A 26,816-nucleotide genomic window follows, 5' to 3' on the forward strand; every position below is an offset into this window, starting at 1 on the left:
GGAGACCGTGCCGTTGAGAGGCAGGGAAAAGCGGTCAGCTTTTCCCCTTCCACGGCACCAGCCACAGCTCCAGAAGGCGCATGGCGTAGGAAAAGGCGAAGGCGCAGGCGGCGATGATGCCGATGCCGACGAACACCACGTCGGTCGCCAGGAAATGGGACGCGGACATAATCATGAAGCCGATGCCGCGGGTGGCCGCGATCAGTTCGGCGGCGACCAGCGTGCTCCACCCCACCGCGATGCCGATGCGCACCCCGGTCAGGATTTCCGGCAACGCGCTCGGCAGTACGATGGCGCGGAAGATCTGCCAGCGGGTGGCCCCCAGCGAGAGCGCGGCATGCACCCGCTCGATGGGCAGCGCCCGCACGCCGGCCTGGGCCGACAGGCAGATGGGGGCGACGATGGCCAGCGTCAGCAGCACGATCTTCGATGCCTCGCCGATGCCCAGCCAGATGATGACCAGCGGCAGGTACGCCAGCGGCGGCAGCGGCCAGTAGAATTCGATGGGAACGTCCAGCACCCCCTTGGCCCAGCGGTTCAGCCCCATGGCAAGCCCCAGCGGGATGCCCAGCGAGGCGGCGATGGCCGACGCCCCCAGGATGCGCAGCAGGCTGGCCGAGACGTGCTCCCACAAGGTGGCGCCGGAATAGCCGTCGTCGATCAGGGCGCCGAACTGGAACGCCACCTCCGCCGGGCCGGGCAGGAACAGCGGCGGCACCAGCCGGTAATGGGACACCAGGAACCACGCGGCCAGCAGCACAGCGGCGGCGATGGCGCTGATGGGGCCGGTGCGCACCCCGTCCAGCCCGAAGGGGTGCAGGCGCACCGTTTTGGGCACGGCGGGGAGGACCGTCACGGGGGTGTCGGTGCGGGCGATATCGGTCATTGCAGCGTCTCCCCCCGGCCATGGTGCGTGTGGTGGATCAGGTTGCGGATTTCGTTGTGGATCTCGGTGAACGCGGGCGCCGACAGGACGGCGCGCACGTCGCGTTCGGCGGCGAAGCGGTGGACGAAATCCAGATCGAACCGGGCGGTGATGCGGCCCGGACGCGGGGACATCACCACCACCGTGGTGCCGAGGAACAGTGCTTCTTCGATGGAATGGGTGATGAAGAAGATGCGCTTGCCGGTGCGCGCCCACACGTCGATCAGCAATTCCTGCATCTGCTCGCGGGTCAGGCTGTCGAGCGCGCCGAACGGCTCGTCCATCAGCAGGATCTTGGGATCGGTGGCCAGCGCGCGGGCGATGCCCACCCGCTGGCGCATGCCGCCCGACAACTCGTGGGGGGATGCGCCGGCAAAGCCGTCCAGCCCCACCAGCCGCAGCAGGGTTTCCGCCCGCTCCCGCCGCTCCCGCGCGCCGATGCCGGCGAAATCGAGGCCCAGGGCCACGTTGTCGGCCACGCTTTTCCACGGCAGCAGCGTGTCCTTCTGGAACACCACGCCGCGGTCGGCGCCGGGCCGCTCCACCGGCTGCCCGTCGAGCGTGATCGTCCCTTCGGACAAGGGCAGGAAACCGGCGATGGCGTTCAGCAGCGTGGATTTCCCACAGCCGGAGGCGCCCAGGGCCACAACGATGCTGTTGGCGCCGATGTCCAGCGATGCACGGTCCAGGGCGTGCACCACCCGGCCGTCACGGCCGGAGAAAAAGACGCTGGCGTTGTGAACCTGGAGCATGGAACCCTCCTGTCACACATGGCTTCCTCTCCCGGGGCGGAAGAGGGAGATCCAGCTAGAGTGTGATCGGTTCAAACGGAATCGTTTGAAGCGTGAATCACACGGGAAAACCAAAAGCTTAGAGTCCTTCAGGTGCTTCAATAAGCACCTGAAGGACTCTAAATCACGGCAGATCCTTCACATACTCGGCGGAAATGAAGCCGCCGTAGCTGGGCAGGACGGTGGACACCTTCTTCTGTTCTTTCAGGAACTCGGCGGTTTCCTTCAGGATCCTGGCGACCCCGCCGGCCTCGCCGCCGCCCAGCCACGCCGCCGACGCCTGCTCCTTGGCCGGCACCAGCGACAGGTTCTTCAGCGCCGCAGCCTGATCCGCCGGCGTGCCGCCCAAAAGCGAGGCCAGCGTCTTGGCGTTCTGGGAGTCGGCGCCCCACGCCGCCGGCTCGCCGCGGTAGGAGGCGCTGTATTTTTCGATCACCCCGGCGAAGCTTTTCAGGAATGCGGCGTTGTCCTTGGCGAACCCGGCCGTGGCGACCCAGGCGGTGAAGGTCGGCGCGCCGCGCTCGGCCACCTGGCGCGAGGTCAGCAGCACCGTGCCGTTCTTCTTCAATTCGGTCAGCGCCGGATCCCAGACGAAGGCGGCGTCGAGATCGCCGCGGTTCCAGGCGGCCACGATGTCGGGCTGGGGAATGGCGAAGACCTGGGCGTCACGCTCGGTCAGCTTTTCCTGTTTCAGCACGGCCAGCAATTGATAATGGTCGGTGGACACCGGGGCGGCGGCCAGCCGCTTGCCCTTCAGGTCCGCCGGCTTGTCGATGCCGGCGCCGTTGCGCACCACCAGCGCCTCGTCGGTGCCCGACAGGGTGGCGAGGTGGAACGCCTTGACATCCAGCCCGCGGCTGACCGCGGCGGCGAAGGGGCTGGACCCGACATAGCCGATCTGCACGTCCCCCGACGCGATGGCGGTGAAGATGTCCGCACCCGAATTGAAGCGGCGGAAGTCGATCTCGTACCCCGTGGTCTTGACGAAATCGCCGTTGGCGATGGCGACGGACGAGGGCAGGGCGTCGGTCTGATAGCCCACCACCACCTTGCCGCCGGCATGGGCGGTCAGAGGCGTCAGCGCGGTCAGCGCCAGCAGGGCGAGGGAGTGCAAAAACGTCTTCATCGGTGTCTTCCCCTGGACGAATGCGGTCGTTCGGGGGGCGCTTGAAACCGGCCGGCGCCATGCCGGCTCCTACGCCCCGTCCAAACTGTAGGACGGGCCGCGGGGAGGATGCAACGGCAAAACCCAATTCTCTACAGAAAAATAGATTTATATGATCGCACTAAAATGTGAAATATGATAGCTACCCCGTTCCATTGTGTTGTTTGTGTCATTCTTCCCATTGTTCGCCCATCAAGCGGTAGAACCAGAAGGATTCGTCGGTGCGCATCAGCGCCTCCAGCCGTCCGGGGGGCAGCCCGGTGACGCGGCGGACGGCGCGGCCCATGTGTGACTGGTCGGCGAAGCCCGCATCGTCCGCCAGCCCGGCCAGATCGGGCGGGGACGGGCCGTGGTGCGACCACACCCGCACGCCCACATCCTCCACCTGGGTGAAACGCTGAAGGCCGCGGTGGCTCTGGCCGGTCCAGCCGCGGATGCGCCGCTGCACCTGCCGCACGCTGCGCCCGGCAGGGGACAGGGCGGCCCGCACCGTCAGCGCCCGCACCCAGTCGCCCAGCCGCGGCACGCGCCGCGCCTCCCCCTCCGGGCCGGACCACAGCGGCGCCAGCCGGTCCTGCAGGGTGGTGAAGGGATCGGCATCACCGTTCTCCAGCACCGCGCGGCAGGCGTCCAGCAGCGGGCCGGACACCGCCGTGTCGAGGGCGGTGTGACGGTCCATGACGGATTCGACGCCAATCCCCGCCAGCCGGGGCAGCGCCTCGGGACAGAAACCCACCGACAGGGCGTGAACCGGCCCCGGCGACCAGCTTGCGGTGGGCCGGTTCTGCGGCCCCGACAGGATCAGCGGCGGCAGCGGTGGGCCGAGCACCGGGGCCGCCGTGCCCTGTTCCACCATGTGCAGGGTGCCGTGGAAGATCCACGAGATCACCGCCATGGGCGAGGCCGGGTAATGGTTGAACCGCTGGGCGTCGGTCAGGGCCGTGCCGCGGGTGTCGCGCTCCACCCCGGCGAAGACACAGGCCGACAGCGCCGGGCGCGGCAGCAGCAGGCGGGCGGTGGGGGCGGGGATGGGAGGCATGGGCGGGTGTCGCTTCCGTTCTATACGGCGGGCCGGGCGCCGGGACAAACAGGGAGCCGTCCATCCCATCACCGAGAACGGCCATGCCCGCGACCCGCACCATACTTCAGGGACGTTTCCGCCACAAAGTCCGCAGCGCCGTCACCCTGGCCCTGACCTCGGCCCGCGTTCTGGCCCGCCGGGCCGTGGGCCGGCCCCTGGTCCCCGAATGGCCGGCCCTGTTCGAGACGGGCAACCTGTTCTGGCGCGCCCAGTTCAACCGCGCCCTGTCCCGCCCCGGCATCGCCGAGGGCCGGGCCTATTTCGACAGCCTGCTGCCGGTGATGGAGGAGGCGCAGGCGACGGAGATCCGCCCCAGCGGCCCCGGCGAGCCGCCCGGCCACTGGTTCCTGCCGCCCGTGCGCAAGGGGCCGGGGACGGTGCTCTATTTCCATGGCGGCGGCTATACCTTCTACGCCGCGGTGACGCGTCAGTTCATCGCCATGCTGGCGGCGGACCTGGGGCTGCCGGTCTTCGCCCCCGACTACCGCCTGACGCCGGAGCATCCCCACCCGGCGCAGGCGGAGGATGCCGTGGCCGCTTACCGCTTCCTGCTGGACCGGGGCGTGACACCCGAAACGCTGGTGGTGTGCGGCGATTCCGCGGGCGGGCATCTGGTGCTGATGACCATCGCGGCGCTGAACGGGCTGGGGCTGCCGCAGCCGTCCATCGCCATCGCGCTCAGCCCATGGACCGACACCGGGCGGCGCGGGGCCAGCCAGTTCGGCAACGACCCCTATGATCTGGTGCAGGGCTATATGACGCTGCAATTCGCGGCGTGGCTGAAGGGGGACGGCGGTTTCAGCGACGCGGAGCTGTCGCCGATCCATCAGGATTTCCGCGATACCGCCCCGCTCTACCTCCAGGCCGGGGGGAAGGAGATCCTGGTGGACATGATCCGCGATTTCGCCCGCGCCGCCGCGGGGCAGGGCGCGCGGGTGCGGCTGGACGTGTGGGAGCACATGACCCACGAGTTCCACAGCCACGGCGGCCGCCTGCCCGAAAGCCGGGAGGCGCTGGACCGCATCGCCGCCGCCATCCGCTGGGCGGCAGGGGAGGCGGGGGGCTTCCCGGCCATCGGGGGAACGGAGGTGGACGCCCTGCGGTAAGGCCGTCTCACCCCGGCGGGCGCGACCATTCCACGTCGCCGGCGAACAGGTATCCGGCGCCATAGACGGTCTTGATGAGCTGGGGGTGGCGCGGGTCGCTCTCGATCTTCTTACGGATGCGGGAGATGCGCACGTCGATGCTGCGGTCGAAGGGGCCGTCGTCGCGGTCGTCCTGGGCGGTCTGAAGCTGTTCGCGCGACAGCACCCGCTTGGGCGCCTTCAGCAGCATCAGCAGCAGCCCGGCTTCCGCCGCACTCAGGGTTTCCTGGCGGCCCGCGGCGTCGGTCAAAGACAGGTTGCCCAGGTCGAAGGCCCAGCCGGCGAAGCGCGCCACCGCCGCCGCCCCCGCCGCCGGGGTGGACAGCAACTGGTCGCGCCGCCGGATCACCGTCTTGACCCGCGCCACCAGCTCCCGCGGCTCGAACGGCTTGGCGATGTAGTCGTCGGCCCCCAGTTCCAGCCCCAGCACCTTGTCCGACAGGGCGCCGCGCCCCGACAGGATCACCACGCCGAAGCGCACGTCCTCCCACAATTCCCGCACCAGCGACAGCCCGTCCATGTCGGGCAGGCCCAGATCGACGATGCACAGGTCGGGGGGCTGGCGGCGGATGGCGTTGCGCACGTCGCGCCCGTTGCCGAACGCCACGGTGTGGAACCCGTAATCCTGCAGCGTGGCACAGACGAGCGTGCGGATGTCCGCCTCGTCATCGACCAGATACACCAGCTTTTTCACGTTCAAGGGTCCGTCCCGATCTTGCAGTCGGTTGTTCTGGGCGCTTCCTGGGCGGGAGTATGGGGCATCGGACGCAACGTCTCAATCAGCACCTGCCGGCTGAACGGCTTTTGCAGCACCGGCACCCCGCCGTGGCCGTCCTCGTCCACCGGCAGGCCGCTCATCAGCACCACCTGGATCGCCGGGTGGGCGTCGCGCACCCGGCGGGCCAGTTCGACCCCGTTGAGCGGCCCCGGCATCACCACGTCGGACAGCACCAGCGAGATCCCCTCCACCGCCTCCACCAGATCGAGCGCCTCGCCCGCGCTCGCCGCCTCCAGCACGGCATAGCCCAGCCCCATCAGATGGCCGCGCACCACCTGGCGCACGTCGGCGTCGTCCTCCACCAGCAGGGCCAGTTCGCCGGGCTGGATCGCCGCGCCGGGGGACGGGCGGGGCAGGGCCAGGGCATGATCGGCGGGCTGTTCGGTGCGCGGCAGCAGCAGCAGCACCCGCGATCCCGCCCCCGGCTCGCTGTCCAGGCGGATGTAACCGCCCGACTGCTTGACGAAGCCGTAGACCATGGACAGACCCAGCCCCGACCCGTGGTCCTTGGTGGTGAAGAACGGCTCGAACGCGCGGGGCAGGGCGTCGGCGGCGAAACCGCTGCCGGTGTCCTCCACCCGCACCTCGGCGTATGCGCCGGGGGCCACCGCCTCGTCATAGGCGAGCGGGGCCGTCACGTCGCGGGGGGTGACGTCGATGCGCAGGATGCCGCCGCGGGCCATGGCGTCGCGGGCGTTGAACGCCAGATTGATGAGCGCGTTTTCCAGCTGGTTGGGGTCGGCCAGGATCCAGCAGCGCTGATCCTCGGGCGGCACGATGATCGAAATGGACGCCGGGAACGAGCGGTTCAGCAGCACCGCCATGTCACGGATCACCGCACACACCTCCACCGCGATGGGGCGCAGCGGCTGCCGGCGGGCGAAGGCCAGCAGGCGGCTGGTGATGTCGGCGCCCCGCCGCCCGGCGCGGGCCGCGGGTTCGAGATAGGTGTCCAGCCCCTCCACGCCCGCAAACTTTTCCTGCGCCGCCGACAGGTTGCCCAGGATCACCGACAAAAGGTTGTTGAAGTCGTGGGCCAGCCCGCCGGCCAACTGCCCCACCGCCTTCAGCCGCTGCACCTCCATCAACTGCCGTTCGGTCTCCTTTTCCGCCGTGCGGTCGATGGCCAGGACGAACAGGCCGATGGTCCGCCCCCCCGGCCCGTGCTCGGGGATCAGGGTAACCTTGGCCACCACCGATTCGCCGGGGCCGGGCTGGAACAGGTGCTCGAAGCTGATGTCCGCACCGCGGTAGGCGGCCTCCACCTGCTCGGCGATGGGGCAATAGACGGCGGTGCCGAGAACGGAGGCAAGGCGGCGGCCCAACTGCGCGGTCTTGGGCTGGCCGGTGAGGGTCGCCCATTGCCGGTTGACGAAGCGCAGCCGCCGTTCGCGGTCGAGATAGGCCACGCTGGCCGGAATGGCGTCCAGGATCAGCCGCTGGCGCCCCTCGATCTCCGCCAGTTCGCCCTGGGCGCGCATCTGTGCCTGCACCGCGTCCTGCAGCCGGCGGTTGGAGTCTTCCAGGTCCGCCGTGCGCGCCCGCACCCGGCTGTCGAGCGAGGCGATGTTGTCGCGCAGCCGCCGGATCATGTCGTCGAAGGTGGTGGCCAGCGTGCCGATCTCGTCGTCGCGCACCACGCCGCTCTGGGCCTCCAGATCGCCGCCGCGCACCCGCCGGGCGGTGTCGGCCAGCCGGTTCAGCGGATCCACCAGCCGCCGCGCCGCCCAGTACCCCAGGCTGACCGCCAGCACCATCACCGCCACGGCGATGAACAGGATGCGGTTGGCCAGCGTCTCGGAACTGCGCCGCAGCTCCTCCACATAGACCGAGGAGGCGATGTACCAGTCGAAGCCGTCGAAGTGCCGCACCCACGAGATCTTTTCATAGGCGTAGTTGTTGGGGTCGCTGGGTTTGTCCCACATGTAGAACACCGGCTTGTCGGTGCCGATGGATTCCTTCAATTCCTCGTTGATCGGGCGCCCGGTGGCGGGATTCTTCAGGGCGGCGAAGTCCCGTTCCTCGATGTTGGCGTTGGGGTGGATCAGCATCCGGTTGGAGGAGTCGAAGATATAGACATAGCCGGTCTTGGCGATGCGGATGTTGCGCAGCGCCTGACGCAGGTCGCGGATCGCCTCCTCCTTGCGCCGCGTCACCTCCTCGTCGATGTCGTCCAGATAGACGCCGGTGCCGATCACCACGCCCAGCTTGGGGAAATTCTTGAAATACGACACCTTTTCCCCGTTGCCCTCGCCGCGCCGCGGGTTGGACCAGGGGTAGGTGTACCAGCCGTCCCCCTGGCTCCGGGCGATGTCCACGATGCGGGCCAGCAGCCGCTGGCCGTTGTGGTCGAGGATCTCAGACACATCGCGGCCCTGGAACGCCGGGTCGGGGTGGGACAGCAGGACCGAATTGTAATCGGTGACCCAGATGTAATCGCTGTTGCCGTATTTGAAGGTGCGCAGACCCTCGAAGATCATCCGCCGCGCCTCTTCCGGCGTGATCTCCCCCCGTTCGGCGCGGGATTCGATGTAGTCGATGTAGGAGGTGACGAGATCCAGGATGTTGCGGAGCTGCCGCTTGTGCCAGTCCAGCGCCAGCTTGCGGTGGGTTTCCAGGTTGACGTGAATCTTGCTGGCCAGCTCGAACACGTTGTCCAGGATGGTGCGGCTGGCGTTCAGTTCGATCTCGTACGCCGCCTCCTTGATCAGCGGGACGGAGAACAAATAGATGGCCGACGAGAACAGCGCCACCACCAGCGTCAGCATGGAGAACAGGCGGAAAAACAGTTTGGAACGGTACATTGCCCGCGTCCTCCGTCACCTTTTGCGGGGGCTTATTGGGGCAGGGGCGGGGGTGGGGTCAAGCCTTCCCCTTCGCAGCCCTGCGCCTGCGTCATCAATGTGTAACAAAAACTCCATCTTTGTGCGCTAGGCGGGATATTGCGCCCGATGTACGGTTCACCACATGAGGTATGCCGGACCCGCCGGCAGCGAATGGGGGTGCAGACCGGATCATGGCCGACGCCGACAGCAGCAACCGCGAAACCGAACTCAAGCTGGCCGTGCGGCCTCAGGATCTGGAGACGTTGCGCACCGCGCCCGCGGTCAGCGGGCGGGGGAAGGGACGGGCCACCTCCCGCACGCTGGAAGCCACCTATTACGACACCCCCGACCGCGACCTGTCGGCGCGCCTGCTGAGCTTCCGCGTGCGGCGGGAGGATGACCGCTTCGTCCAGACCCTGAAATCCGCCCCCGACAGCGACGGCGCCGGCCTGTCGCGCGGGGAATGGGAATGGGTGGTGCCGGGACCGGCCCCCGACCTGACGCTCATCACCGACGAGACGGCGCTGGCCCATCTGGACGGCATCGACCTGACGGTGCTGGCTCCGGTGTTCGAAACCCACATCCACCGCAGTCTGCGCATCATCACCCACGGCGACACGTCCATCGAGGTGGCGTTCGACGAGGGGGAGGTGCGGGCACCCACGGGCCAGACCCACCCGGTGGCGGAAATCGAACTGGAGCTGAAGCACGGCGACCCGCGCGCCCTGTTCACCCTGGCCCGCGAACTGGCCGCCGTGGCCCCGGTGCGGGTGGAACGGCGGACCAAGGCCGCCCGCGGCTATGCCCTGGCCGACGGCACGCTGGGCGGGGCGGTGAAGGCCGCCCGCGTCGAAATCGACCCCGCCTGCACGGTGGAGGGGGCGCTGTGCCGCGTGGTGCGCAACTGCCTGGAACAGCTTGGCGCCAACGAGGCTTGCGCGCTGGCCGGCAACGACCCCGAAGGGGTGCATCAGGCCCGCGTGGCGCTGCGTCGCCTGCGCTCCGCCCTGGTGGTGTTCAAACCCTTCCTGCCCCCCGATCAGATCACGTGGCTGGAGGGGGAGGTGAAGTGGCTGGCCGCGACCTTCGGCCCCGCCCGCGACTGGGACGTGTTCCTGACCGAGCTTCTGGCCCCGGTGAAGGAGGGGTTCGCCGGGTCCGGCGAGCACGGCGGCGAGATCCCGCAGGATCTGGAAACCCTGGAAGCGGCGGTGGAAAAGGGCCGCGCCCAGGCGTATGGGGAGGTGCGGACGGCGCTGTCGTCGGCGCGCTACGGCCTGTTCACGCTCCAGGTGGCGGAATGGCTCGATTCCCGCGGCTGGCGGGCGCAGCCGGTCAGCGAGGAGTCCATCCGCCTGCTGGAACCCATCGGCCATCTGGCCGACAGCCTGCTGGCCAAGCGTTACCGCAAGGTGCGCAAGCGCGGGGAGGGGTTCGAGGATCTGTCCATCGCCGACCGCCACCAGTTGCGCATCGCCATGAAGAAACTGCGCTACACCGCCGATTTCTTCCGCGGCCTCTACGACGACAAGCCGGTGCGCCGCTACATCGAGCTTCTGGGGCATTTCCAGGATCTGCTGGGCCATCTGAACGACGTGGCGACGGCCACCCGGCTGCTGCACGCACTGCACGCCGACGGCACCGCTCCGTCGGTGGGCGAGGCGCGGGCCGCGGGCGTGGTCATCGGCTGGCTGGCCCGCGGCACGGTGGCGCTGGAACCGCAGTTGTGCGACGCGTGGGAGCGTTTTGACGCAGCAAAACCCTTCTGGTCAAAAGCCGCCCGGCTGGCGTAGGCTCGTCCCCCATGAAATCCGTTCTGGTCGCCAACATCAAGGGCGGGTGCGGCAAGACCACCATCGCCACGCACCTTGCCGCCGCCTTTGCCAAGGCCGGCCACACCACGGTACTGGCCGACGTGGACCGGCAGAAATCGTCCCTGGGCTGGCTGGACCGCCGCCCGGCCACCGCCGCCCCGCTGGTGGGGCTGGACTGGACCAAGGACATCGACGGGGCACCCAAGAGCACCCACTGGCTGGTCATCGACGCGCCCGCGGCGCTGAAGACCAGGCAGATCGAAGACCTTGTGCGGCTGGCCGACATGGTGGTGCTGCCGGTGCTGCCCGGTGCCTTCGACGAGCAGGCGACCCAGCGCTTTCTGAAAAAGCTGGAGGAGCTGAAGCCCATCGCCCGCAACAAGAAGCCGGTGGCGGTGGTGGGCAACCGGCTGAAGGCGCGGACCAAATCGGCGGAACGGCTCGACGCCTTCCTGGGCGGGGTGGGGCACATGGTGGTGACCCGCCTGCGCGACAGCCAGATCTACCCCGACGCGGCGGCCACCGGGCTGACCCTGTTCGATCTGGGCGGCAAGCGCGCCGCCGAACACCGCGCCGACTGGGAGCCGCTGCTGGCCTATCTTCAGGGCTGAGGGGGCAGATACCGGCGAACGTGTTCGCCGGCCGCCGCGACTGCGGCGGCGCGCCACATGGCGCGGAAAAGCCTGCGTGGCGTTTGAACGCAATACGGCACGCCAATTCATTGGCGTGCCGGTATCAATTGCTGATCCGCGGCGGCGGGTCGGGCATGGCCGCCAATGCCGCGGCGATGGCGGCGGGGGATTCCCCGTGGGCGCACAGGCCGGTGGCGGCCTCCGCCCAATCCACCAGACCGTGATGGCGGGGGTCGGCGGCCCGTTCCAGCGGTATCAGGGTGACGTCGTGGCCGCGGGCGCGCAGCCCCTCGGCGTACAGGGTCTGGGTGGTGAAGGGCACGTTGGAATCCCGCGGGTCGCCCATCACGATCACCCGGCGGCGGGAATCGGCGGGCACGGCATCCAGCGAGGCGGCCGGGTCGAACCACTCCGCCGGTTTCGCCAGCGCCGTGGTCAGCCCACGGGCTTCCAGATAGGCGCGGAAGGCGGCGGCCCCCGACGAGATCACGGCGCAGCGGATGTCGGTGCGGCGGGCCAGCATCTCCGCCGCCAGCGTGCCGCCGCCGCTGTGCCCGCCCATCGCCCAGGCGCCGACGCGGTAGCGTTTGGTCAGGGTGTCCATGGCGGCATCGATCAGGGCGGCTTCACGCGGACGGTGACGGTCGGTGTAGTGGCGCCCGGCGCTGCCGTAGCTGCCGGGACGGCCCAGGAACACGAAGGGGACGCCGTAACGGTCCGCCAGCCGCCGTTCCTGCTCGATCATCGCCGCCGGCCCCAGGCCGCGCTGGTGCTTGTCCGCCTGCTTGGGGTTGGGGCCCATGATGTCGCCGTGCAGCCACAGGGCGGCCACCGGGTTGCCCCCCTCCACCGCCAGCCCGGCGGCGTAATAGCGCAGGCAGGCCGCGGTTCCCGCGGCGGCCACCCAGACGGCGGTGTGCCGCTCCTCCAGCGCCCTGCACCGGGTGCGGGACAGGGTGATGCCGGCCACCACCTGCGCCGGATCGAACAGGGTATCGTCGGGCAGCGATTGCGCCGCCGCCCCGCCGGTGCCGGCCATCAGCGCCATCAGCACCGCCACCGCCCGCCGCCTATCCATGGCCGTCCCCCTCTTTTCACCGCCGTTTCCGCCCCCTACTTAACAGGACATGGGCGAGCGCACGACGGATATCCGGCGGATGGACGGAGCGCGGCACCGGGGCGAACCGCGGGCACCGGATAGTGCTGGGCAAGGACGGGCGGCTCGCTATACTGGCGCCATGTCCCGCATGCTGTTCCTTCGCGACATTGATGTCGATGTGATGATGCGTTGCCGCGCCTGCGGCCACGAAGGAACGCTGCCGCGCGCGGATCTGGAACGGCGGTTCGGCCCGGGCTATCCGGTGCTGTCGCTGGCGCCGCATTTCCGCTGCTCCAAATGCAACTCCCGCGATGTGGAAAGCCGGCCCCTGCCCACGCCCGACGGGCCGGTGCTGGAGACCATGGTGGACAAGGCCGCCACCGCGGAGGTGGAGGACCGTTTTCATTCCACCCTGGCCGCCCTGCGCGGGCTGGTGGACGCCGCCCACGACACAGGAGACGCCGGGGAGGACCGCCGGACCCCGCACCGCCCTGCGCCGAAAGCCCCTGAGCCGCCGCCCCCGCCGGACCCGGAATCCCCGCCGCTGGGCAGCATGATGGCCGCCCTGCGCGGCCTGACCGCCGGGCTGGAGGATGAGGACGGCGACGGGCACGGGGACGAAGGGGCGCCGGTGATCCCGCCGTCGCGGGAACCGCACGCCCTGCAGCCGCCGTTCGCCCCGATGGAGCCGGCCCCGTCCCAGGACGAGGACGAACCCGACGATTTCCTGAAGGAGCTGCAGCGCATCTCCCGCCTGATGGGTGACGACGACCCGCGCCCGGCTCCGCCGTCCCCCCCGGTTCCGCCGCCGCCCGCCGCTGCGGTGGCCCCCACGGCCGCCGTGGACGATGACGAGGATTGGCTGCCCGCCCTGTTCCGCGACGCCCCCCCGCCCGGCCCCCAGGGCGATACGGCGCCGGTGGCGGACGCGGTGGCCGATGACGATGATGATGACGATGCCTTCGCTCTGACCGATCCGGCCATGGACGATGTGGCGGCGGGGCCGGCGGACGCCCGGATGGCGGACATGGGCGACGAGCCGGTGGCGGACGCGCCGCGGCCCGCTCACCTGACCGACACCCTGGCCGCCCTGCGCTCCATGATCCAGTCGGCGGCCAAGGACGAAGGGCCGGACGGCGAGGACGACCGCCCGGTGCCGCCGCCCGCCCGCCCCGATTTCGGCTATCACCGGGATGACCGCGGCGAGGACGACGGGGATGAGGCGCTGGATCTGTCCGAACCGGCGTTCGGGGTGCCGCCCCGCGCACCCGATCCGGCCACCGACCAGGATCTGTCGGCCCTGAAAGCCATGGTGGAGAAGGCGGAGCGCGATGCCGACCGTTCCATCTCCGCCGCCGATATCGCCAGCGTGATTCCCCCCGATTTCCGCCCGCCGTTCTGGGTGGAGGCCGGGTTGGACCGGGCGCCCGCACCGTCTGCCCCGCCTGCCGCCGCCCCGCCTCCGGTGGTGGCCGCACCCCCGGTCCAGACGCCGGAACCGCCGGACGAGCCGCCGCGGCGCAAGGGATCGTTCCTCAGCCGTCTGCGCCGCCGCCGGGCGGATACCCATCACGACGTGCCGCCGGAACCGCCGCCGCCCGCCCCGGTCCCGGAGGCGCCGGCGAAGGCCGCCGCCCCGGCGTTTGCCGCTCCACCGCCGCCGCCGGACGATCCCGAGCCTTCCGACGAGACCCTGGATCAGCGTTTGGCCGCGCTGAAGGCCCTGCTTGCCGGGGACGAGGCGGCGCCCGCGCCCCCGCCCCCGCCGCCGCCCGTTCCGAAAGGGAAGGCCGGCTGGGACGACGATGATATCCTGGATCTGGAGGCTTTCGCCGAGGAGGAACCGTCCCCCGCGGCGGAACCGGTGGACGATGATTTCCGCCGCATCCTGTTCAACCGGCTGCAGGAAGAAAAGGAGCACCCCCACCATCCCGCGGAGCCGGCGTCTGGGGCCGTGCCGGACGGCGTGCCGGTGGCCCACGAGGATATTCCCATGGAGGATATCCTCTCCTTCACCAACCGCGGGCGTGGGCATGAGCCGCCGGACAAACCGTCCTTCCACAGGGAGGATGACGGCCCGCCGGAGGATGCGGAACCGGAAGAGGAGGCGGCCCCGGCGGATTTCGGGCGTTTCGCCATCCGCGATCCCGACATTCTGTTCGCCCGTTCCCACGATGGCGAGGATGAGGACGAGCCGCCGTCCTACCTGTGGGATGACCCGGCACCCTTCGATATCACGAATGAAAACGTGACGTCCGCGCATGCGGTGCCGGAAGAGGAGCTCCCCCCCCTTCCGCCGGCTCCGATGGCGAAGAGCGAGCCGGTGCCGCCCGCTGCCGCCAACGCGCGGCCCGATGCGGAATCCTACGCCCGCACCCTGGCGGCTCTGCGGGGCATTCTGGGCGCGCAGGGGGCGGACGGCGGGGATGACGGTTCTTCCGAACGCGGTGGCGATGCCGGCGGCGGACGGCGGCGGCGGAAGAAGTCGATCTGAGGAACGGCGGATCCCGCCCCCGGTGGCGCTGCGGGGATCAGGGCGGTGCCGTCACCGTGGAAGCCAGAGGGTCCGCCGGCATCGCGCCATCCGTGGACGGGACGTGGAAGAGGCGCCGGTCGGTCACCGGCCCTGATCACGGCGCCGTTGATGATGACCTTTTCGTTGGGCCGAAGAACAAATTTCAGGGGCATGGACGGTATCCGCAAAAGACGGTGCGCCCGTAAATGTGGCGCACCGCCTGAAAGACCGCTGTCTGGCCGTCCTGGCCGGCTTAGAACAGGCGCAGGATCGACTGCTGCGACTGGTTGGCGAGGCTGAGAGCGATGGTGCCCAGCTGCTGACGGGTTTGCAGCATGAGCAAGCCAGCGCCTTCCTCGTTCTGGTCGGCCAGGGTCAGCTTGTTGGCCCCTTCCGTCAGCACATCGCCGAAATCCTTGGTGAAGTTTTCGCGCGTCGTGATGATGCTGAGGTTTGTGGACAGGCTCTGCGAGGCGGAGCGCAGGTAATCGGTGGCGTGATCCAGACCGGCCACCGCCTTGTCGATGTCCGAACGGTCGGTCCAGCCGTTCTGGGCATAGTCCACCTGCAGCCCCTGGCCGCTGGTGGTCAGGTTCTGGCTCTGCACCGCGATCGAGTTGGTGTTCGTCTCGTTGAGCTGAACGCTCAGATCGTTCTTGGTGTTGGCTTCGGTGGTCTGCACCGTGACCAGATTGGCGGCCTGGCTGGCCGCGGCGGCCTGCTTCAGCGTCTTCTGGTCAAGGTCCATGCGGACCGTGCCGGTGTCGAACGCGAAGGAGTTTTCACCGTTGGCAAGCTTGCCTTCACCGCGGGCGGCCATGCCGTCGCGGGTGATGGTGTTGCCGGCCAGATTGGTGGCGCTCACCTGCAGGTCCACCTTCTTTTCGATGGTGGAGGTGCCGTTGCCGGAGTTGGCGGCGGCTTCCAGCAGTTTGCGGTCAACGGTGAACGACACCACCGTGCCCGACGCGAAGCTTTCGGAGATGCGCTTGGTGGCCGCGTTCTCGGCCTGGGCGCTCACCGACATGTCGCGCGACACCAGGGCGTCGGTCTTGCCGGTCAGGGTGATGGTGCCGTTGTTGTCCACCGACACGCTGGCGATATCGACCGAGTTGCCGACCAGACGGCCGTTGCCGGCCAGGGCGGCGCTGATCGACTGCATCAGCTTGGTGGCGACGTTCTTGCGGCCGTCCTGGCCCATGGCCACGTCGGAAGCGGTGGCGGCGTAGCTGAAGGTCTGGCCTTCCACCGTGATGGAGAAGGTGTCGCCCTCTTCGATGGTGCCGCCAACGGCGACGTTGGTCACCTGCGCCGTGCCGGTCTTGGCCGCCGTGGTGGTGGTGGCCGATGTCGTCTGGCTGTTGTCGAAGTAGGAGATGGTGCGGGATTCGGAGCCGTCCGACACGATGAAGGTGCGGTCGCGGCCCGTGGCGCCGCGCACTTCGATCGAGACGTCGCTGAAATTGCCCTTGGTGCCGCTGATGGTACCGGTGACGTTCAGGTTCGTCAGGCCGTGGGCCTGTTCGGCGGAGTTGATGTCGCCCGAGGCACCGGTGACGGCACCCGTCCCCTTCACGCGCACCGCGTAGGTGTCGGTGGCGGTGACGTTGGTGACGCGGGAGTTGTCCACGCCGATCATGGAATTGGTGGTGGCGCGCGATGCGCTGGTGCTGTCCAGCGACATGCCGTTGCCGGCCAGCAGGTTCTTGCCGCCGTAGCTGCTGTCGCCGGCCAGCTTGTCGATCTGCGCCTTCAGGGAGTTGAACTGCTTGGCCAGCGACGCGCGGGTCGAGACCGACGACGCATCGGTGCCCAGGGCGGCATAGGCGGCGGTCGTCAGGCCGCGGGCCTGATCGAGCATGTCGTTGATGGCCGTGATGCCCTTGTCGGCCGTTTTGATGGTGCTGACCGCCTGCCCCATCGCATCCTTGAGCGAGGACAGGTCACCGGCACGCTGGCTCAGGTTCTTTGCCGCGAAGAACGCGGTCGGGCCGTCGAGGGCCGAGTTGACCTTGTTGCCGGTGGAAAGGATGTTCTGCTTCTTCGAAATCTGATCGTTTACGGATTGCAGCTGCAGCAGGTTCGTCCGCATCGAGGCGGAAAGGCTGACCGGTGTGCTTGCCATGTTTCTTTTCCCCTTTGGAAAGATAGACCGATCCCGGCTTTGCCGGTCGGGTGGAGGGGGTAAAGATCCCTCCGCTGCTGCACCCGCAAACTTCGTACCAAGAACGAATGTTTTTCGCGCAAAAAGGTAAAAACATGGAATATTTATATATTAAATATGAAATTTCCTTTGGAGACCGCTAAAAAGAAATTATCGCGCATCATAGTCATGACGAAATTTCACTATTCGCAAAAAGTGATCAAAAATTTCTCATCGCATCAGGTGATTTGTTCGGGCGTGTTTCGCCAATAATATGGATATAATGATATATTTTGTCTTTAATATCAAAAACATGATTGATATTTTACTTGGTATGGCAGGCCCCTGCCGGGGTGGTGCCTTGGTTTATGGGGTCGCCATTGCCAAGCCACCCTGTTTCTTGGCCCGAGCTTCACCGTAGCGTTCGGCCATGCTCTCTTGACTGGAACAGTGCGACAGCCTGTCCGGTCGGGGAATCGTCTTGCCTCTAAACTTTTCCATATGTTGCCCATGAGCTTGTGGAAAGAGCGTTTCGAGAGGGGTATGAGGACGAAAATTTCGCTGCAACGGTCCTTCAGGCCCCTGCGGCAAAGAGCATCTTGTGCCGGCCTGATCGTGCTCAATTGCTTTCTAATAAAGAGATCGTCAGGCAATTATCAATTGATAATAAATTGTTAATGCGTTTTCATCGGAAAATTTTTATTCCGAAAAAGAAATAAATAAGAAGATTTATGTGTATTGATGCAAAATGCAATTTTTTGCATTTTGCAAAGCCGAACAGGAATTCATATGCACAAGATATTTTTATCACATACTAATTTTTCTCTACCGGTAATCTTGCAAAAGATAAAATGCCGTTAACTGTTTTTCTGGGTTTCTTTGTGACGGGCCGCAGGATTCGTTGCGGGGCGTGCCCTGTCTGCGGCGTTCAAGCCGCTTGACCCGCCACGGCCGATATGAAAATTTTCAGAATCGTATGAAGGTTTGTGTCGTCAATGATCGAAGAAGGCCGCCTATGCCCCGTTCCTCCCTTGCCCCCACCGCGGCGGCTCTGGTCCTGGCGCTGGCCGCAGCCCTGGCCCCGCAGCCGGCAGCGGCGCATTTTCAGGAGTTGCTGCCGTCCACCGACATCGTGCCCGACACCGGCAGCCGCGAGGTCAGGCTTGAGCTGGTGTTCACCCATCCCATGGAACGGGGGCCGGTGATGGCCATGGGCGCGCCCGTGCGTTTCGGCGTGCTGGCGGGCGGCAAGACCACCGATCTCACCTCCACCCTGGTGCGGCGCGAGGTGAAGGGCAAGGCGGCCTATTCCGCCACCCACAAGGTGGGGGAACCGGCGGATTACGTGTTCTTCGTCGAACCCGCCCCTTATTGGGAGCCGGCGGAAAAGAAGCACATCATCCATTACACCAAGACCGTGGTGGACGTCGGCGCGGGCAAGGGCTGGGACGCGCTGGTCGGGTTGCCGGTGGAGATCGAGCCGCTGGTCCGCCCCTATGGGCTGTGGACCGGATCGCTGTTCCGCGGCATCGTCCGCCACAACGGCGCCCCCGTTCCCTTCGCCGAGGTGGAGGTGGAATGGGCCAACGACGGTTCCGTCACCGCCCCCGCCGACCCCTTCGTGACCCAGGTCATCAAGGCCGATGCCGGCGGCCAGTTCGCCTTTGCCATGCCGCGGGCCGGCTGGTGGGGCTTCGCCGCCCTGGTGGACGGCGAGACGCCCATGAACGCGCCCGACGGCACCCCCGCCGCGGTGGAACTGGGCGGGCTGATGTGGGTGAAGGTCACGGACATGAAGAAGTAACCCGCCCATGGCCCACATTCCCGATGGCGTCCTGTCCATGCCGGTCCTGGCCGCGGGCATCGCGGTCAGCGTGGCGGGCTGCGCCTATGGGCTGAAACGTCTGCACCCCGACCGCATCCCCCAGGTGGGGATGCTGTCGGCGGTGTTCTTCGTGGCGTCGCTGGTGCATTTCCCGGTCGGGCCGTCCAGCGTCCACCTGATCCTCAACGGGCTGACGGGGGTGGCGCTGGGGTGGGCGGCCTTTCCCGCCATTCTGGTGGCGCTGCTGCTGCAGGCGGTGCTGTTCGGGTTCGGCGGGCTGGTGGTGCTGGGCGTCAACATCATGAACATGGCGGTGCCGGCGGTGCTGTGCGGCCTGGCGTTCCGCCGGGTGCGGCGGGCCTTTCCCGGCGACACCCGCGTGGCGGTGGCCGCGGCGGGTGCGGCGGGGGCCGGCGGCGTGCTGCTGACCGGGCTGGCGGTGGCGGCATCCCTGGCCCTGTCGGGGCGGGAGTTCCTGACCGCCGCCCATCTGGTGGTGCTGACCCACCTGCCGGTGCTGGTGATCGAGGGGGCCTTCACCGCCGCCGCCGTCGGGCTGGTGCTGCGGGTCAAGCCGGCGGTGCTGGACGATCCCGCCCCCCACAGCGATGAGGACGAAGGGGAGGGGGCGCCATGACCCCGCACCACACCGCCGTGGTCCTGGCCGCCGCGCTGAGCCTGACGGCGGCGCCGGCTCTGGCCCACAAGCTGAAGGTCTTTGCCGCGGCGGACGGGGCGGAGGTCTCCGGCTATGCCTATTTCAGCGGCGGCGACCGGGCGCAGGGGGCGGCGCTGACCGTCACCGGCCCCGACGGCACAGTGCTGTTCACCGGCGCCACCGCGGCGGACGGAACCTTCCGTTTCACCGCCGCCCGGCGGGTGGATCACACCTTGACCGTGGACGGCGGCGACGGCCATCAGGCCCAGGCCACGCTGCCCGCTGCCGACCTTCCCCCCGGCCTGCCGGGCGGGGAGGGGAATGAGGCGTCCGCAGCACCGGCCCCGGCCGCCGTATTCACGCCGGCTCCGGCACCCTCCGCCGAGATGCAGGCGATGATCGAGGCGGCGGTGGCACGGCAGGTGCGCCCCTTGCGCGAACAGCTCGACGCCTATCAGGATCAGGTGCGCTGGCACGACGTGGCCGGGGGCATCGGCACCATCATCGGGCTGGCCGGGCTGGCCTTTGGATTGACCCGTGGACGAGGACGGCGCTCATGACCGCGGTTGCCGACACCTGCACCGATGGCCGCACCCTGTTGGACGGCGGCACCTCCCTCGGCCCCGCGTGGGATGCCGCCCCCGCGGGACCGGACCCGCGGCTGCGGGTGGTGGGTGCGGCGCTGTTCGCGGTGACGGTGGTGGCGCTGCACGCGCTGCCCGTGCTGCTGCCGGCCCTGGGGCTGGCCGTGGCGGCGGCGGTGGCGGCGCGGCTGCCGGCGCGAACCACCCTGCGCCGGCTGCTGGCCATGGACGGGTTCATGGTGCTGGCCCTGGCCTCGCTGCCCTTCACCGTGCCGGGAGCGCCGCTGACCCTGGCCGGGGTGGATCTTGCGCCCCTGTCCCACGCCGGTACGCAGCAGGCGCTGGTGATCCTGGTGAAGGCCAACGCGGTCATGCTGATGACCCTGGCGCTGGCGGGTGCCCTGGGGCCGGTACGGCTGGGCCGCACGCTGGCGCGGCTGGGGGCGCCGGACACGCTGGTCCATCTGCTGCTGTTCACCGTGCGCTATCTGGATGTGCTGAACCGGGAATACCGCCGCCTGCGCACCGCCATGCGGGCGCGGGGGTTTCGTGCCGGGGCCAATCGCCACACGTGGCGCAGCATGGGCTGGCTGTTCGGCATGCTGATGGTGCGCAGCCTGGAACGGTCGGAGCGTATCGCCGCCGCCATGCGCTGCCGCGGCTTCACCGGGCGTTTTCCCGCCTTGGCCGACGGCCGGCCCCTGACCGGGCGGGACCGGGCCATGGCCCTGGCCGGTGCCGTGGCGATGATGGCGCTGGCCGTGGCGGACCGGCTGTGGTGAACGCGCCGCTGTTCCGTCTGACCGGGATCACTTTTGCCTATGACCGGCAGGCCCCGGTGCTGGAGAGGGCGGATTTTTCCCTGTGGCCGGGGGAAACCGTCGCTCTGACCGGCCCCAACGGGGCGGGCAAGACCACGCTGTTCCACCTGATGGCCGGGCTGTTGCGCCCCAGCGCCGGCACCATCGAAGCCTTCGGCGCGGTGCGGCGGCGGGAGCGGGACTTTCACGCCGTGCGGGCGCGGGCCGGGCTGCTGTTCCAGGATTCCGACGACCAGCTTTTCTGTCCCACGGTGGCGGAGGATGTGGCCTTCGGCCCCCTCAACCTTGGCAAATCCCCGGAACATGCGCGGCGGATCGCCGAAAACACCTTGGAATCCCTTGGTCTTGCCGGGTTCGGCGGGCGGGTGACCCACACCCTGTCGGGTGGGCAGAAGCGGTTGGCCGCCTTGGCCGCGGTGCTGGCCATGGAGCCCGAGGTGCTGCTGCTGGACGAACCCACCAACGCGCTCGACGCCGAGACCCAGGAGCGGCTGACGTCCATTCTGGCCGGCTTGCCCCAGGCCAAGGTGATCATCTCCCACGACGATGCCTTCCTGCGCCGGCTGGCGACCCGGCGGGTGCGGCTGGAGCGCGGACGCCTGGCTGCGGAGCCGTGACCCGGCACGGCAAAAGCGGTCCGCCGGCCGATTCCTGCCGGGCAGAATCTTCACACCCCTTTTGTCTGCCGTATCATCTGGTTGATTTATAAAGCATTTTGGCGGAACGGAAAATTGGCCCGGCGTTTGCTTTGCTCCAGCATCCGCCCCAGCCGCCCGCCATCTCCGGCGTTGGCAGAACGAGTGTCCCGCCATGCAGATCGACAGCCGCGCCAACCATGTTTCCGGCCCATCCTCCCGCAGCGTCGCGGCCATCGCCACATACCGCTCGGCCATGAACGCGGCGGCCAAGCTGCCGTCGAACGCCAATGCCGCCGGCCCGCTGGCGGTGGCGGACAAGGTGTCGATCAGCTCCACGGCCCAGGCCCTGATGGACGAGGCGGCGCGGCGCCCCGATGCCAGCGACCCCCTGCGCGCCTTCCGCGACGCCAACGGGCTTTTGACCATGGACGGGGTGGCGCAGATCCAGAACATGCCGCCGCGGGTGCGGGATGCGGCGAAGGGCATGCGGGAAGTGGCGTCGCTGGGCAAGGAGATCGGCGCCATGGAGGCCGATCCCAATGCGGATGCGGCCCGGCTGGACACGCTGCGCGGTGAGTACGCCGCCGCGCGGACCAAGCTGTCGGCGGATCTGGAACGGGCCGGGCTGACGGACAAGATGGCGAAGGCGGGGATCGGCATCGACCAGCTCATCAGCTCCGATACCGGTGTGCTGGTGCGGCTCAGCAGCATGGCGGTCAATGCCCTGAACGCGGCGGCCGCCGCCGACAAGACCGCGGGAACCGAGAAGACCGCAGCGGCCACCACGGCGGTCCCCGTCACGGCGGACGCCACCGATGCCGCCGCGGCTCAGAGCGGTGCGGCGGCCGGCACCGCACAGATCCCCGCCCGCCGTGCCGACACGGTGGAGGAAAAACCGTCGCTGCTGTCGTGGTTCATGGATACGCTGCGCCGCAAGCTGGCCCCCGGTGGGGCCGAACCGGCGGCTGCCTGACAATTTTGTCATAAAAACCGTTTGAAGACCCCATAAAAAGAGGCGCCTGCCAAAAAAAACGGGCGGAGGGAAAATCATCTCTTGAACTTCTCACCCAGCTCCTTATTTCTGGATCGTCATTCTGATTCGACCGTCGTGCTGGCGCGCCTTCGGGTTCCTGTCTGTTGCACTTTTGGGACTCAGTCTGATGCGTCGTTCATCTGGGGCGATGCCACTTTCTACGATGGAGGACAGTATGCCGGTGGGCACTGTCAAATGGTTCAACAGCACCAAGGGTTATGGTTTCATTCAGCCGGACGCCGGCGGGCCGGATGTGTTCGTCCACATCTCCGCCGTTGAGCGCGCCGGGCTGCGTGGCCTGACCGACGGGCAGAAGATTTCCTATGAAGAGCAGCGCGACCCCAAGCGCGGCAAGACCTCGGCCGAAAACCTGAAGGCGGTTCGCTGATCCTTCGCGGACCTTCGGCAGATGGGGAGGCGCCCGGAAACGGGCGCCTCCTTTGCGTTTGGGGCTTTGTGTTTGGGGGTCAGCTTATCTGCCGCTCGTCCGGCCCGGTGATGGGGCTGCCGTCGTACTGATCCAACAGGGCGGCGGGGGTGTCGTACAGCGCCACGCACCCGGCCCGGACCAGCGTTTCGCGGGGAAAACCGCCGCACAGCAACCCGATGGCGGACAGACCGGCCCGTGCCGCCGCCTGGGCGTCCCAGGGCGAATCGCCCACCGCCACCGCCGCGTCCGCTCTCATCCCCAGACGCTCCAGGGCGGCCAGGAAGATGTCGGGGCAGGGTTTTGAATGATCCGCGTCGTCGGACGACACCTCGGCATCCACCAGCCCGTCGATGCCGGCGATGCGGCGGTAATCGGCCAATTCCTCCTTTTTTGCCGAAGTGGCGAGCGCGATGCGCCGCCCGTCGGCGCGGAGGCGGCGGAACAGCTCCGGCACCGCGGGAAAGCCCCGCAGATGAGGCAGGTATTCCCGCCGGAACAGGCCGGCGCGGTAGGTTTCCATATCCGCCCCGTACCGCTCCGCGGTCTCCAGCGGCACGAAGACGGGAATCAACTGGTCGCCGCCCTTGCCGATCTGCGCCCGCACGGCGGCACGGTCCACCGGATGGCCGAAATGCAGGAAGGTTCTGGTCCAACTGTCGGCGTGGGCATCGACCGAATCCACCAGCGTTCCATCGACGTCGAAGATCACTGCCCGGCTCATGTCCGTTCCTTCCCCATGTTTTCGTCATGGGCGGGCAACAAAATGCGCAGGCCGGGGTTCCGCCCCTGCGGACAAGTCTCCGGCGCGTCACCATCTATCACCCGAGTGATGGATGGCGGAAGGGAATGGACGATGCCCGATGCGGCCTCTGACGGATTGCCGGCCACCCTGCCGCCGGTGGATCTTCTGGTGGTGGGGGGCGGGATCAACGGGGCCGGCATCGCCCGTGACGCCGCCGGGCGCGGCCTGTCGGTGCTGCTGTGCGAACAGGGGGATCTGGCCGGCGCCACCTCCTCGGCCAGCACCAAGCTGATCCATGGCGGCCTGCGCTATCTGGAATATTACGAATTCCGTCTGGTGCGCGAGGCCCTGCGGGAGCGGGAAGTGCTGTTGCGCGCCGCCCCGCACATCATCCGCCCCCTGCGCTTCGTCCTGCCCCACGACCCGTCCATGCGCCCGGCGTGGCTGGTGCGGCTGGGGCTGTTCCTTTATGACCATCTGGGGCGGCGGGAACGGCTGCCGGGATCGGCGGGGGCGGATCTGCGCGGCGGCCCCCTGGGGGCGCCGTTGCGGCCCGGCATCGCCCGCGGCTTCGTCTATTCCGACTGCTGGGTGGAGGACAGCCGGCTGGTGGTGCTGAACGCCCTGGACGCGCGGGAACGGGGGGCCGCCGTCCTGACCCGCACCCGGCTGGAACGGGCGGAGCGGGCGGGGGGCGTGTGGCGGGCGCATCTGCGCCTCCTGGCCGATGGCGCGCTGCGGGTGGTGGAGGCCCGCGCCCTGGTGAACGCCACCGGCCCGTGGGTGGAGGCGGTGGTCCGCACCCGGCTGAACCAGGCCAGCGCCAAGGCGGTGCGCTTGGTCAAGGGCAGCCACATCGTGGTGCCGCGGCTGTTCGACGGGGAGCACGCCTATATCGTTCAGAACGACGACCGCCGCATCGTCTTCGCCATCCCCTACGAGGGGTGCTTCACCCTGATCGGCACCACGGATGTGGATTACACGGGCGACCCGGCGGCGGCGGCCATCAGTGCGCAGGAGACGGCGTATCTGTGCCGGGCGGTGTCGCGCTGGTTTGCCCGGCCCGTCACCCCGGCGGACGTGGTGTGGAGCTACAGCGGCGTGCGGCCCCTGTTTGACGACCACAGCCACGGCACTGCCGCTGCCGTCACCCGTGATTACGTGCTGGATCTGGATGCCAAGGGCGGGGCGCCGCTGCTGTCGGTGTTCGGCGGCAAGATCACCACCTTCCGCCGGCTGGCGGAAGAGGCGGTGGGCCGGCTCGGCCCCTTGCTGGGCTGCCGGGCCGGGCCTTGGACCGCCGGGGCGCCGCTGCCGGGGGGTGACATGGCCGGGGCGGATTTTGCCTGTTTCGCCGCGCAGGCGCAGGCCCGCTGGCCGTGGCTGCCCCCGGCCCTGGGCCGGCGGCTCGCCGGTTCCTACGGCACCCGCATGGAGCGGATCATCGGCGGCGCTGCCGGCCTGGACGGCCTTGGCGCCGACCTCGGCGGCGGGGTGACGGAGGCGGAGTTGCGCTATGCCGCCGATCAGGAATTCGCCTGCAGCGGCGACGATTTCCTATGGCGCCGCTCGCGGCTGGGGCTGCACCTGGACGCCGGCGCCCGCGGGGCGGTGGCGGCGTGGTTCGCCCGGCGGAACGGGACGGCGGGCGAGGAATGTTGCGCGCCGTCCCGCCTCGTGACATCAACGGATTCATAAAAAGGGAGGCCGCCCAGGCGGCAGGAGGAACAAGGGATGATGGATTGTCTGGATTTCTACATCGGCGGTGACTGGCGCAAGCCCGCCGGCACCGCCGCGGTGGTCGATGCCATCGACCCGGCGACCGAGCAGGTGACGGGCCGCGTGGCCCTGGGCGGGGACCAGGACGCCGACGCCGCCATCGCCGCGGCCCATGCCGCCTTCCCGGCCTTTGCCGCCACCACGGTGGCCGAGCGCATCGAACTGCTGGAGGCCATCGCCGCCGTCTATGAAAAGCGGCAGGAGGAGATGGCGCAGGCCATCACGCTGGACATGGGCGCGCCGCTGCAGGCCCTGTCCCGCCCGTCGCAGGCGCGGCTGGGGCTGGCGCACCTGCAGACCGCCATCGCCGTGGCGCGGGAGTTTCCGTTCGAGCGCGTGCGCGGCACCACCCGCATCGTGCGCGAGCCCATCGGCGTGTGCACGCTCATCACCCCGTGGAACTGGCCGATCAACCAGATCGCCTGCAAGGTGGCCCCGGCGCTGGCCGCCGGCTGCACCATGGTGCTGAAGCCCAGCGAGTTCGCCCCCCACTCCGCCCGCCTGTTCACCGAGATCCTGCACGAGGCCGGCGTGCCGGCGGGCGTGTTCAACATGCTCTACGGCGACGGGGCGGCCATCGGGCCGAAACTGGCCTCGGACCCGCGGGTGGACATGGTGTCGCTGACCGGCTCCACGCGGGCCGGCGCCTCCGTCTCCCACGCCGCCGCCGACAGCATCAAGAAGGTGTCGCTGGAACTGGGCGGCAAATCCGCCAACATCCTGTGCCCCAGCGCCGACATCGCCAAGGCCGCCGCCCGCGGTGCGCGGAACATGATGTCCAACACCGGGCAGAGCTGCAACGCCCCCTCCCGCCTGTTCGTGCCCCGTGACCGGCTGGCCGAGGCGGAGCGGGCGGCGGTGGAGGCCTGCGCCCGCATCGTGACCGGCGACCCGCGGGCCGACGGCACCACCATGGGGCCGATCGCCAACCGCCGCCAGTTCGAACGGGTGCGCCATTTGATCCAGACCGGCATCGACGAGGGCGCGCGGCTGCTGTGCGGCGGCGTGGACCGGCCCGCCGGGCTGGACGCCGGCTATTTCGTGCAGCCCACCGTGTTCAGCGGCGTGGAAGACCACATGACCATCGCGCAGGAGGAGGTCTTCGGCCCGGTGCTGTCGATCCTGCCCTACGACACGGTGGACGAGGCGGTCGAGCGGGCCAACGCCAGCCCCTACGGCCTGTCCGGCTACGTCACCGCCGCCACGGTGGACGAGGCCCGCGCGGTGGCCCGGCGCCTGCGCACCGGCATGGTGCATCTGAACGGCGCCTCGGGCGACCTGTCCGCCCCCTTCGGCGGCTACAAGCAGTCGGGCCTGGGCCGCGAATGGGGCGAGGCCGGGTTCGAAGAATTCCTGGAGACCAAGGCCATCATGGGCAGCGAGGTGTAAGTCC

The 26,816-nt window shown here is 68.6% G+C and carries 22 protein-coding genes; 13 read left to right on the forward strand and 9 right to left on the reverse strand.

Translation table 11 applies throughout. From position 1 onward, the window contains the following. Positions 1–34: 34 nt before the first annotated feature. From M2352_RS22590 to M2352_RS22605, 4 genes are all read right to left on the reverse strand, one after another. A complete protein-coding gene (locus M2352_RS22590; RefSeq protein WP_264666788.1) occupies positions 35–886 on the reverse strand; it encodes an ABC transporter permease subunit in 852 nt (283 codons plus the stop codon). Next, positions 883–1,677, reverse strand: coding sequence for a taurine ABC transporter ATP-binding protein (locus tag M2352_RS22595; RefSeq protein ID WP_264666789.1), 795 nt, complete (start codon positions 1,675–1,677; stop codon positions 883–885). Before M2352_RS22595 ends, M2352_RS22590 begins: the two co-directional genes overlap by 4 nt. 163 nt (positions 1,678–1,840) lie before the next feature. Further along, a complete protein-coding gene (gene tauA, locus M2352_RS22600; protein ID WP_264666790.1) occupies positions 1,841–2,842 on the reverse strand; it encodes a taurine ABC transporter substrate-binding protein in 1,002 nt (333 codons plus the stop codon). A 208-nt stretch (positions 2,843–3,050) separates the two neighbouring features. Continuing rightward, the gene (locus M2352_RS22605) at positions 3,051–3,920 is read right to left on the reverse strand and encodes a helix-turn-helix domain-containing protein (protein WP_264666791.1); all 870 of its coding nucleotides are present in this window, start codon (positions 3,918–3,920) and stop codon (positions 3,051–3,053) included. Between the two features lie 83 nt (positions 3,921–4,003). On the opposite strand from M2352_RS22605, the gene M2352_RS22610 reads away from it, so the two are divergent. After that, the gene (locus M2352_RS22610) at positions 4,004–5,068 is read left to right on the forward strand and encodes an alpha/beta hydrolase (RefSeq protein WP_264666792.1); all 1,065 of its coding nucleotides are present in this window, start codon (positions 4,004–4,006) and stop codon (positions 5,066–5,068) included. Between the two features lie 7 nt (positions 5,069–5,075). On the opposite strand, the gene M2352_RS22615 is transcribed toward M2352_RS22610, so the two are convergent. Both M2352_RS22615 and M2352_RS22620 read right to left on the reverse strand, forming a co-directional pair. Continuing rightward, positions 5,076–5,801 (reverse strand): response regulator transcription factor, encoded by a 726-nt coding sequence (locus M2352_RS22615; RefSeq protein ID WP_264666793.1) that lies wholly within the window; start codon positions 5,799–5,801, stop codon positions 5,076–5,078. A 2-nt stretch (positions 5,802–5,803) separates the two neighbouring features. Beyond that, positions 5,804–8,689 carry a cache domain-containing protein gene (locus M2352_RS22620; RefSeq protein ID WP_264666794.1) on the reverse strand — a complete coding sequence of 962 codons (2,886 nt, stop codon included), beginning with the start codon at positions 8,687–8,689 and terminating at the stop codon, positions 5,804–5,806. 212 nt (positions 8,690–8,901) lie between these two features. Between M2352_RS22620 and M2352_RS22625 the strand changes: the two genes are divergently transcribed. Together M2352_RS22625 and M2352_RS22630 are read left to right on the forward strand one after the other, a co-directional pair. After that, positions 8,902–10,503 carry a CYTH and CHAD domain-containing protein gene (locus tag M2352_RS22625; protein WP_264666795.1) on the forward strand — a complete coding sequence of 534 codons (1,602 nt, stop codon included), beginning with the start codon at positions 8,902–8,904 and terminating at the stop codon, positions 10,501–10,503. Positions 10,504–10,514: 11 nt separating this feature from the next. Continuing rightward, positions 10,515–11,135 (forward strand): ParA family protein, encoded by a 621-nt coding sequence (locus tag M2352_RS22630; RefSeq protein WP_264666796.1) that lies wholly within the window; start codon positions 10,515–10,517, stop codon positions 11,133–11,135. Positions 11,136–11,259: 124 nt separating this feature from the next. On the opposite strand, the gene M2352_RS22635 is transcribed toward M2352_RS22630, so the two are convergent. Further along, positions 11,260–12,234, reverse strand: coding sequence for an alpha/beta hydrolase family protein (locus M2352_RS22635; protein ID WP_264666797.1), 975 nt, complete (start codon positions 12,232–12,234; stop codon positions 11,260–11,262). A 169-nt stretch (positions 12,235–12,403) separates the two neighbouring features. On the opposite strand from M2352_RS22635, the gene M2352_RS22640 reads away from it, so the two are divergent. Beyond that, positions 12,404–14,749, forward strand: coding sequence for a hypothetical protein (locus M2352_RS22640; RefSeq protein WP_264666798.1), 2,346 nt, complete (start codon positions 12,404–12,406; stop codon positions 14,747–14,749). 274 nt (positions 14,750–15,023) lie between these two features. Here the strand turns inward: M2352_RS22640 and M2352_RS22645 are convergent, their stop codons facing one another. Then, positions 15,024–16,895, reverse strand: coding sequence for a flagellin N-terminal helical domain-containing protein (locus M2352_RS22645; RefSeq protein WP_264666799.1), 1,872 nt, complete (start codon positions 16,893–16,895; stop codon positions 15,024–15,026). 1,033 nt (positions 16,896–17,928) lie between these two features. On the opposite strand from M2352_RS22645, the gene M2352_RS22650 reads away from it, so the two are divergent. From M2352_RS22650 to M2352_RS22680, 7 genes are all read left to right on the forward strand, one after another. After that, positions 17,929–18,717 (forward strand): DUF4198 domain-containing protein, encoded by a 789-nt coding sequence (locus M2352_RS22650; RefSeq protein ID WP_264666800.1) that lies wholly within the window; start codon positions 17,929–17,931, stop codon positions 18,715–18,717. A gap of 7 nt (positions 18,718–18,724) precedes the next feature. Next, positions 18,725–19,375 carry a cobalt transporter CbiM gene (gene cbiM / locus M2352_RS22655; protein ID WP_264666801.1) on the forward strand — a complete coding sequence of 217 codons (651 nt, stop codon included), beginning with the start codon at positions 18,725–18,727 and terminating at the stop codon, positions 19,373–19,375. Then, complete coding sequence (locus M2352_RS22660) at positions 19,372–19,956, forward strand: Ig-like domain-containing protein (protein ID WP_264666802.1); 585 nt, start codon at positions 19,372–19,374, stop codon at positions 19,954–19,956. Before cbiM ends, M2352_RS22660 begins: the two co-directional genes overlap by 4 nt. After that, complete coding sequence (gene cbiQ, locus M2352_RS22665) at positions 19,953–20,762, forward strand: cobalt ECF transporter T component CbiQ (protein ID WP_264666803.1); 810 nt, start codon at positions 19,953–19,955, stop codon at positions 20,760–20,762. The genes M2352_RS22660 and cbiQ overlap by 4 nt, the downstream gene beginning before the upstream one ends. Beyond that, positions 20,759–21,418 carry an energy-coupling factor ABC transporter ATP-binding protein gene (locus M2352_RS22670; RefSeq protein ID WP_264666804.1) on the forward strand — a complete coding sequence of 220 codons (660 nt, stop codon included), beginning with the start codon at positions 20,759–20,761 and terminating at the stop codon, positions 21,416–21,418. The genes cbiQ and M2352_RS22670 overlap by 4 nt, the downstream gene beginning before the upstream one ends. Before the next feature lie 193 nt (positions 21,419–21,611). Beyond that, the gene (locus tag M2352_RS22675; protein WP_264666805.1) at positions 21,612–22,412 is read left to right on the forward strand and encodes a hypothetical protein; all 801 of its coding nucleotides are present in this window, start codon (positions 21,612–21,614) and stop codon (positions 22,410–22,412) included. 235 nt (positions 22,413–22,647) lie between these two features. Next, positions 22,648–22,860 (forward strand): cold-shock protein, encoded by a 213-nt coding sequence (locus M2352_RS22680; RefSeq protein WP_264666806.1) that lies wholly within the window; start codon positions 22,648–22,650, stop codon positions 22,858–22,860. 79 nt (positions 22,861–22,939) lie between these two features. Here the strand turns inward: M2352_RS22680 and M2352_RS22685 are convergent, their stop codons facing one another. Then, a complete protein-coding gene (locus M2352_RS22685) occupies positions 22,940–23,623 on the reverse strand; it encodes an HAD family hydrolase (protein WP_264666807.1) in 684 nt (227 codons plus the stop codon). 132 nt (positions 23,624–23,755) lie between these two features. Here M2352_RS22685 and glpD point away from each other — a divergent pair, with 132 nt between their 5' ends. Beyond that, entirely contained in the window at positions 23,756–25,342 is a 1,587-nt protein-coding gene (gene glpD, locus M2352_RS22690; protein ID WP_264666808.1) for a glycerol-3-phosphate dehydrogenase, read from the forward strand. Between the two features lie 36 nt (positions 25,343–25,378). Then, complete coding sequence (locus tag M2352_RS22695) at positions 25,379–26,812, forward strand: aldehyde dehydrogenase family protein (RefSeq protein WP_264666809.1); 1,434 nt, start codon at positions 25,379–25,381, stop codon at positions 26,810–26,812. Positions 26,813–26,816: the final 4 nt, after the last annotated feature.

Origin of the sequence: Azospirillum fermentarium, from assembly GCF_025961205.1 — a bacterium.
Lineage (GTDB): Bacteria > Pseudomonadota > Alphaproteobacteria > Azospirillales > Azospirillaceae > Azospirillum > Azospirillum fermentarium.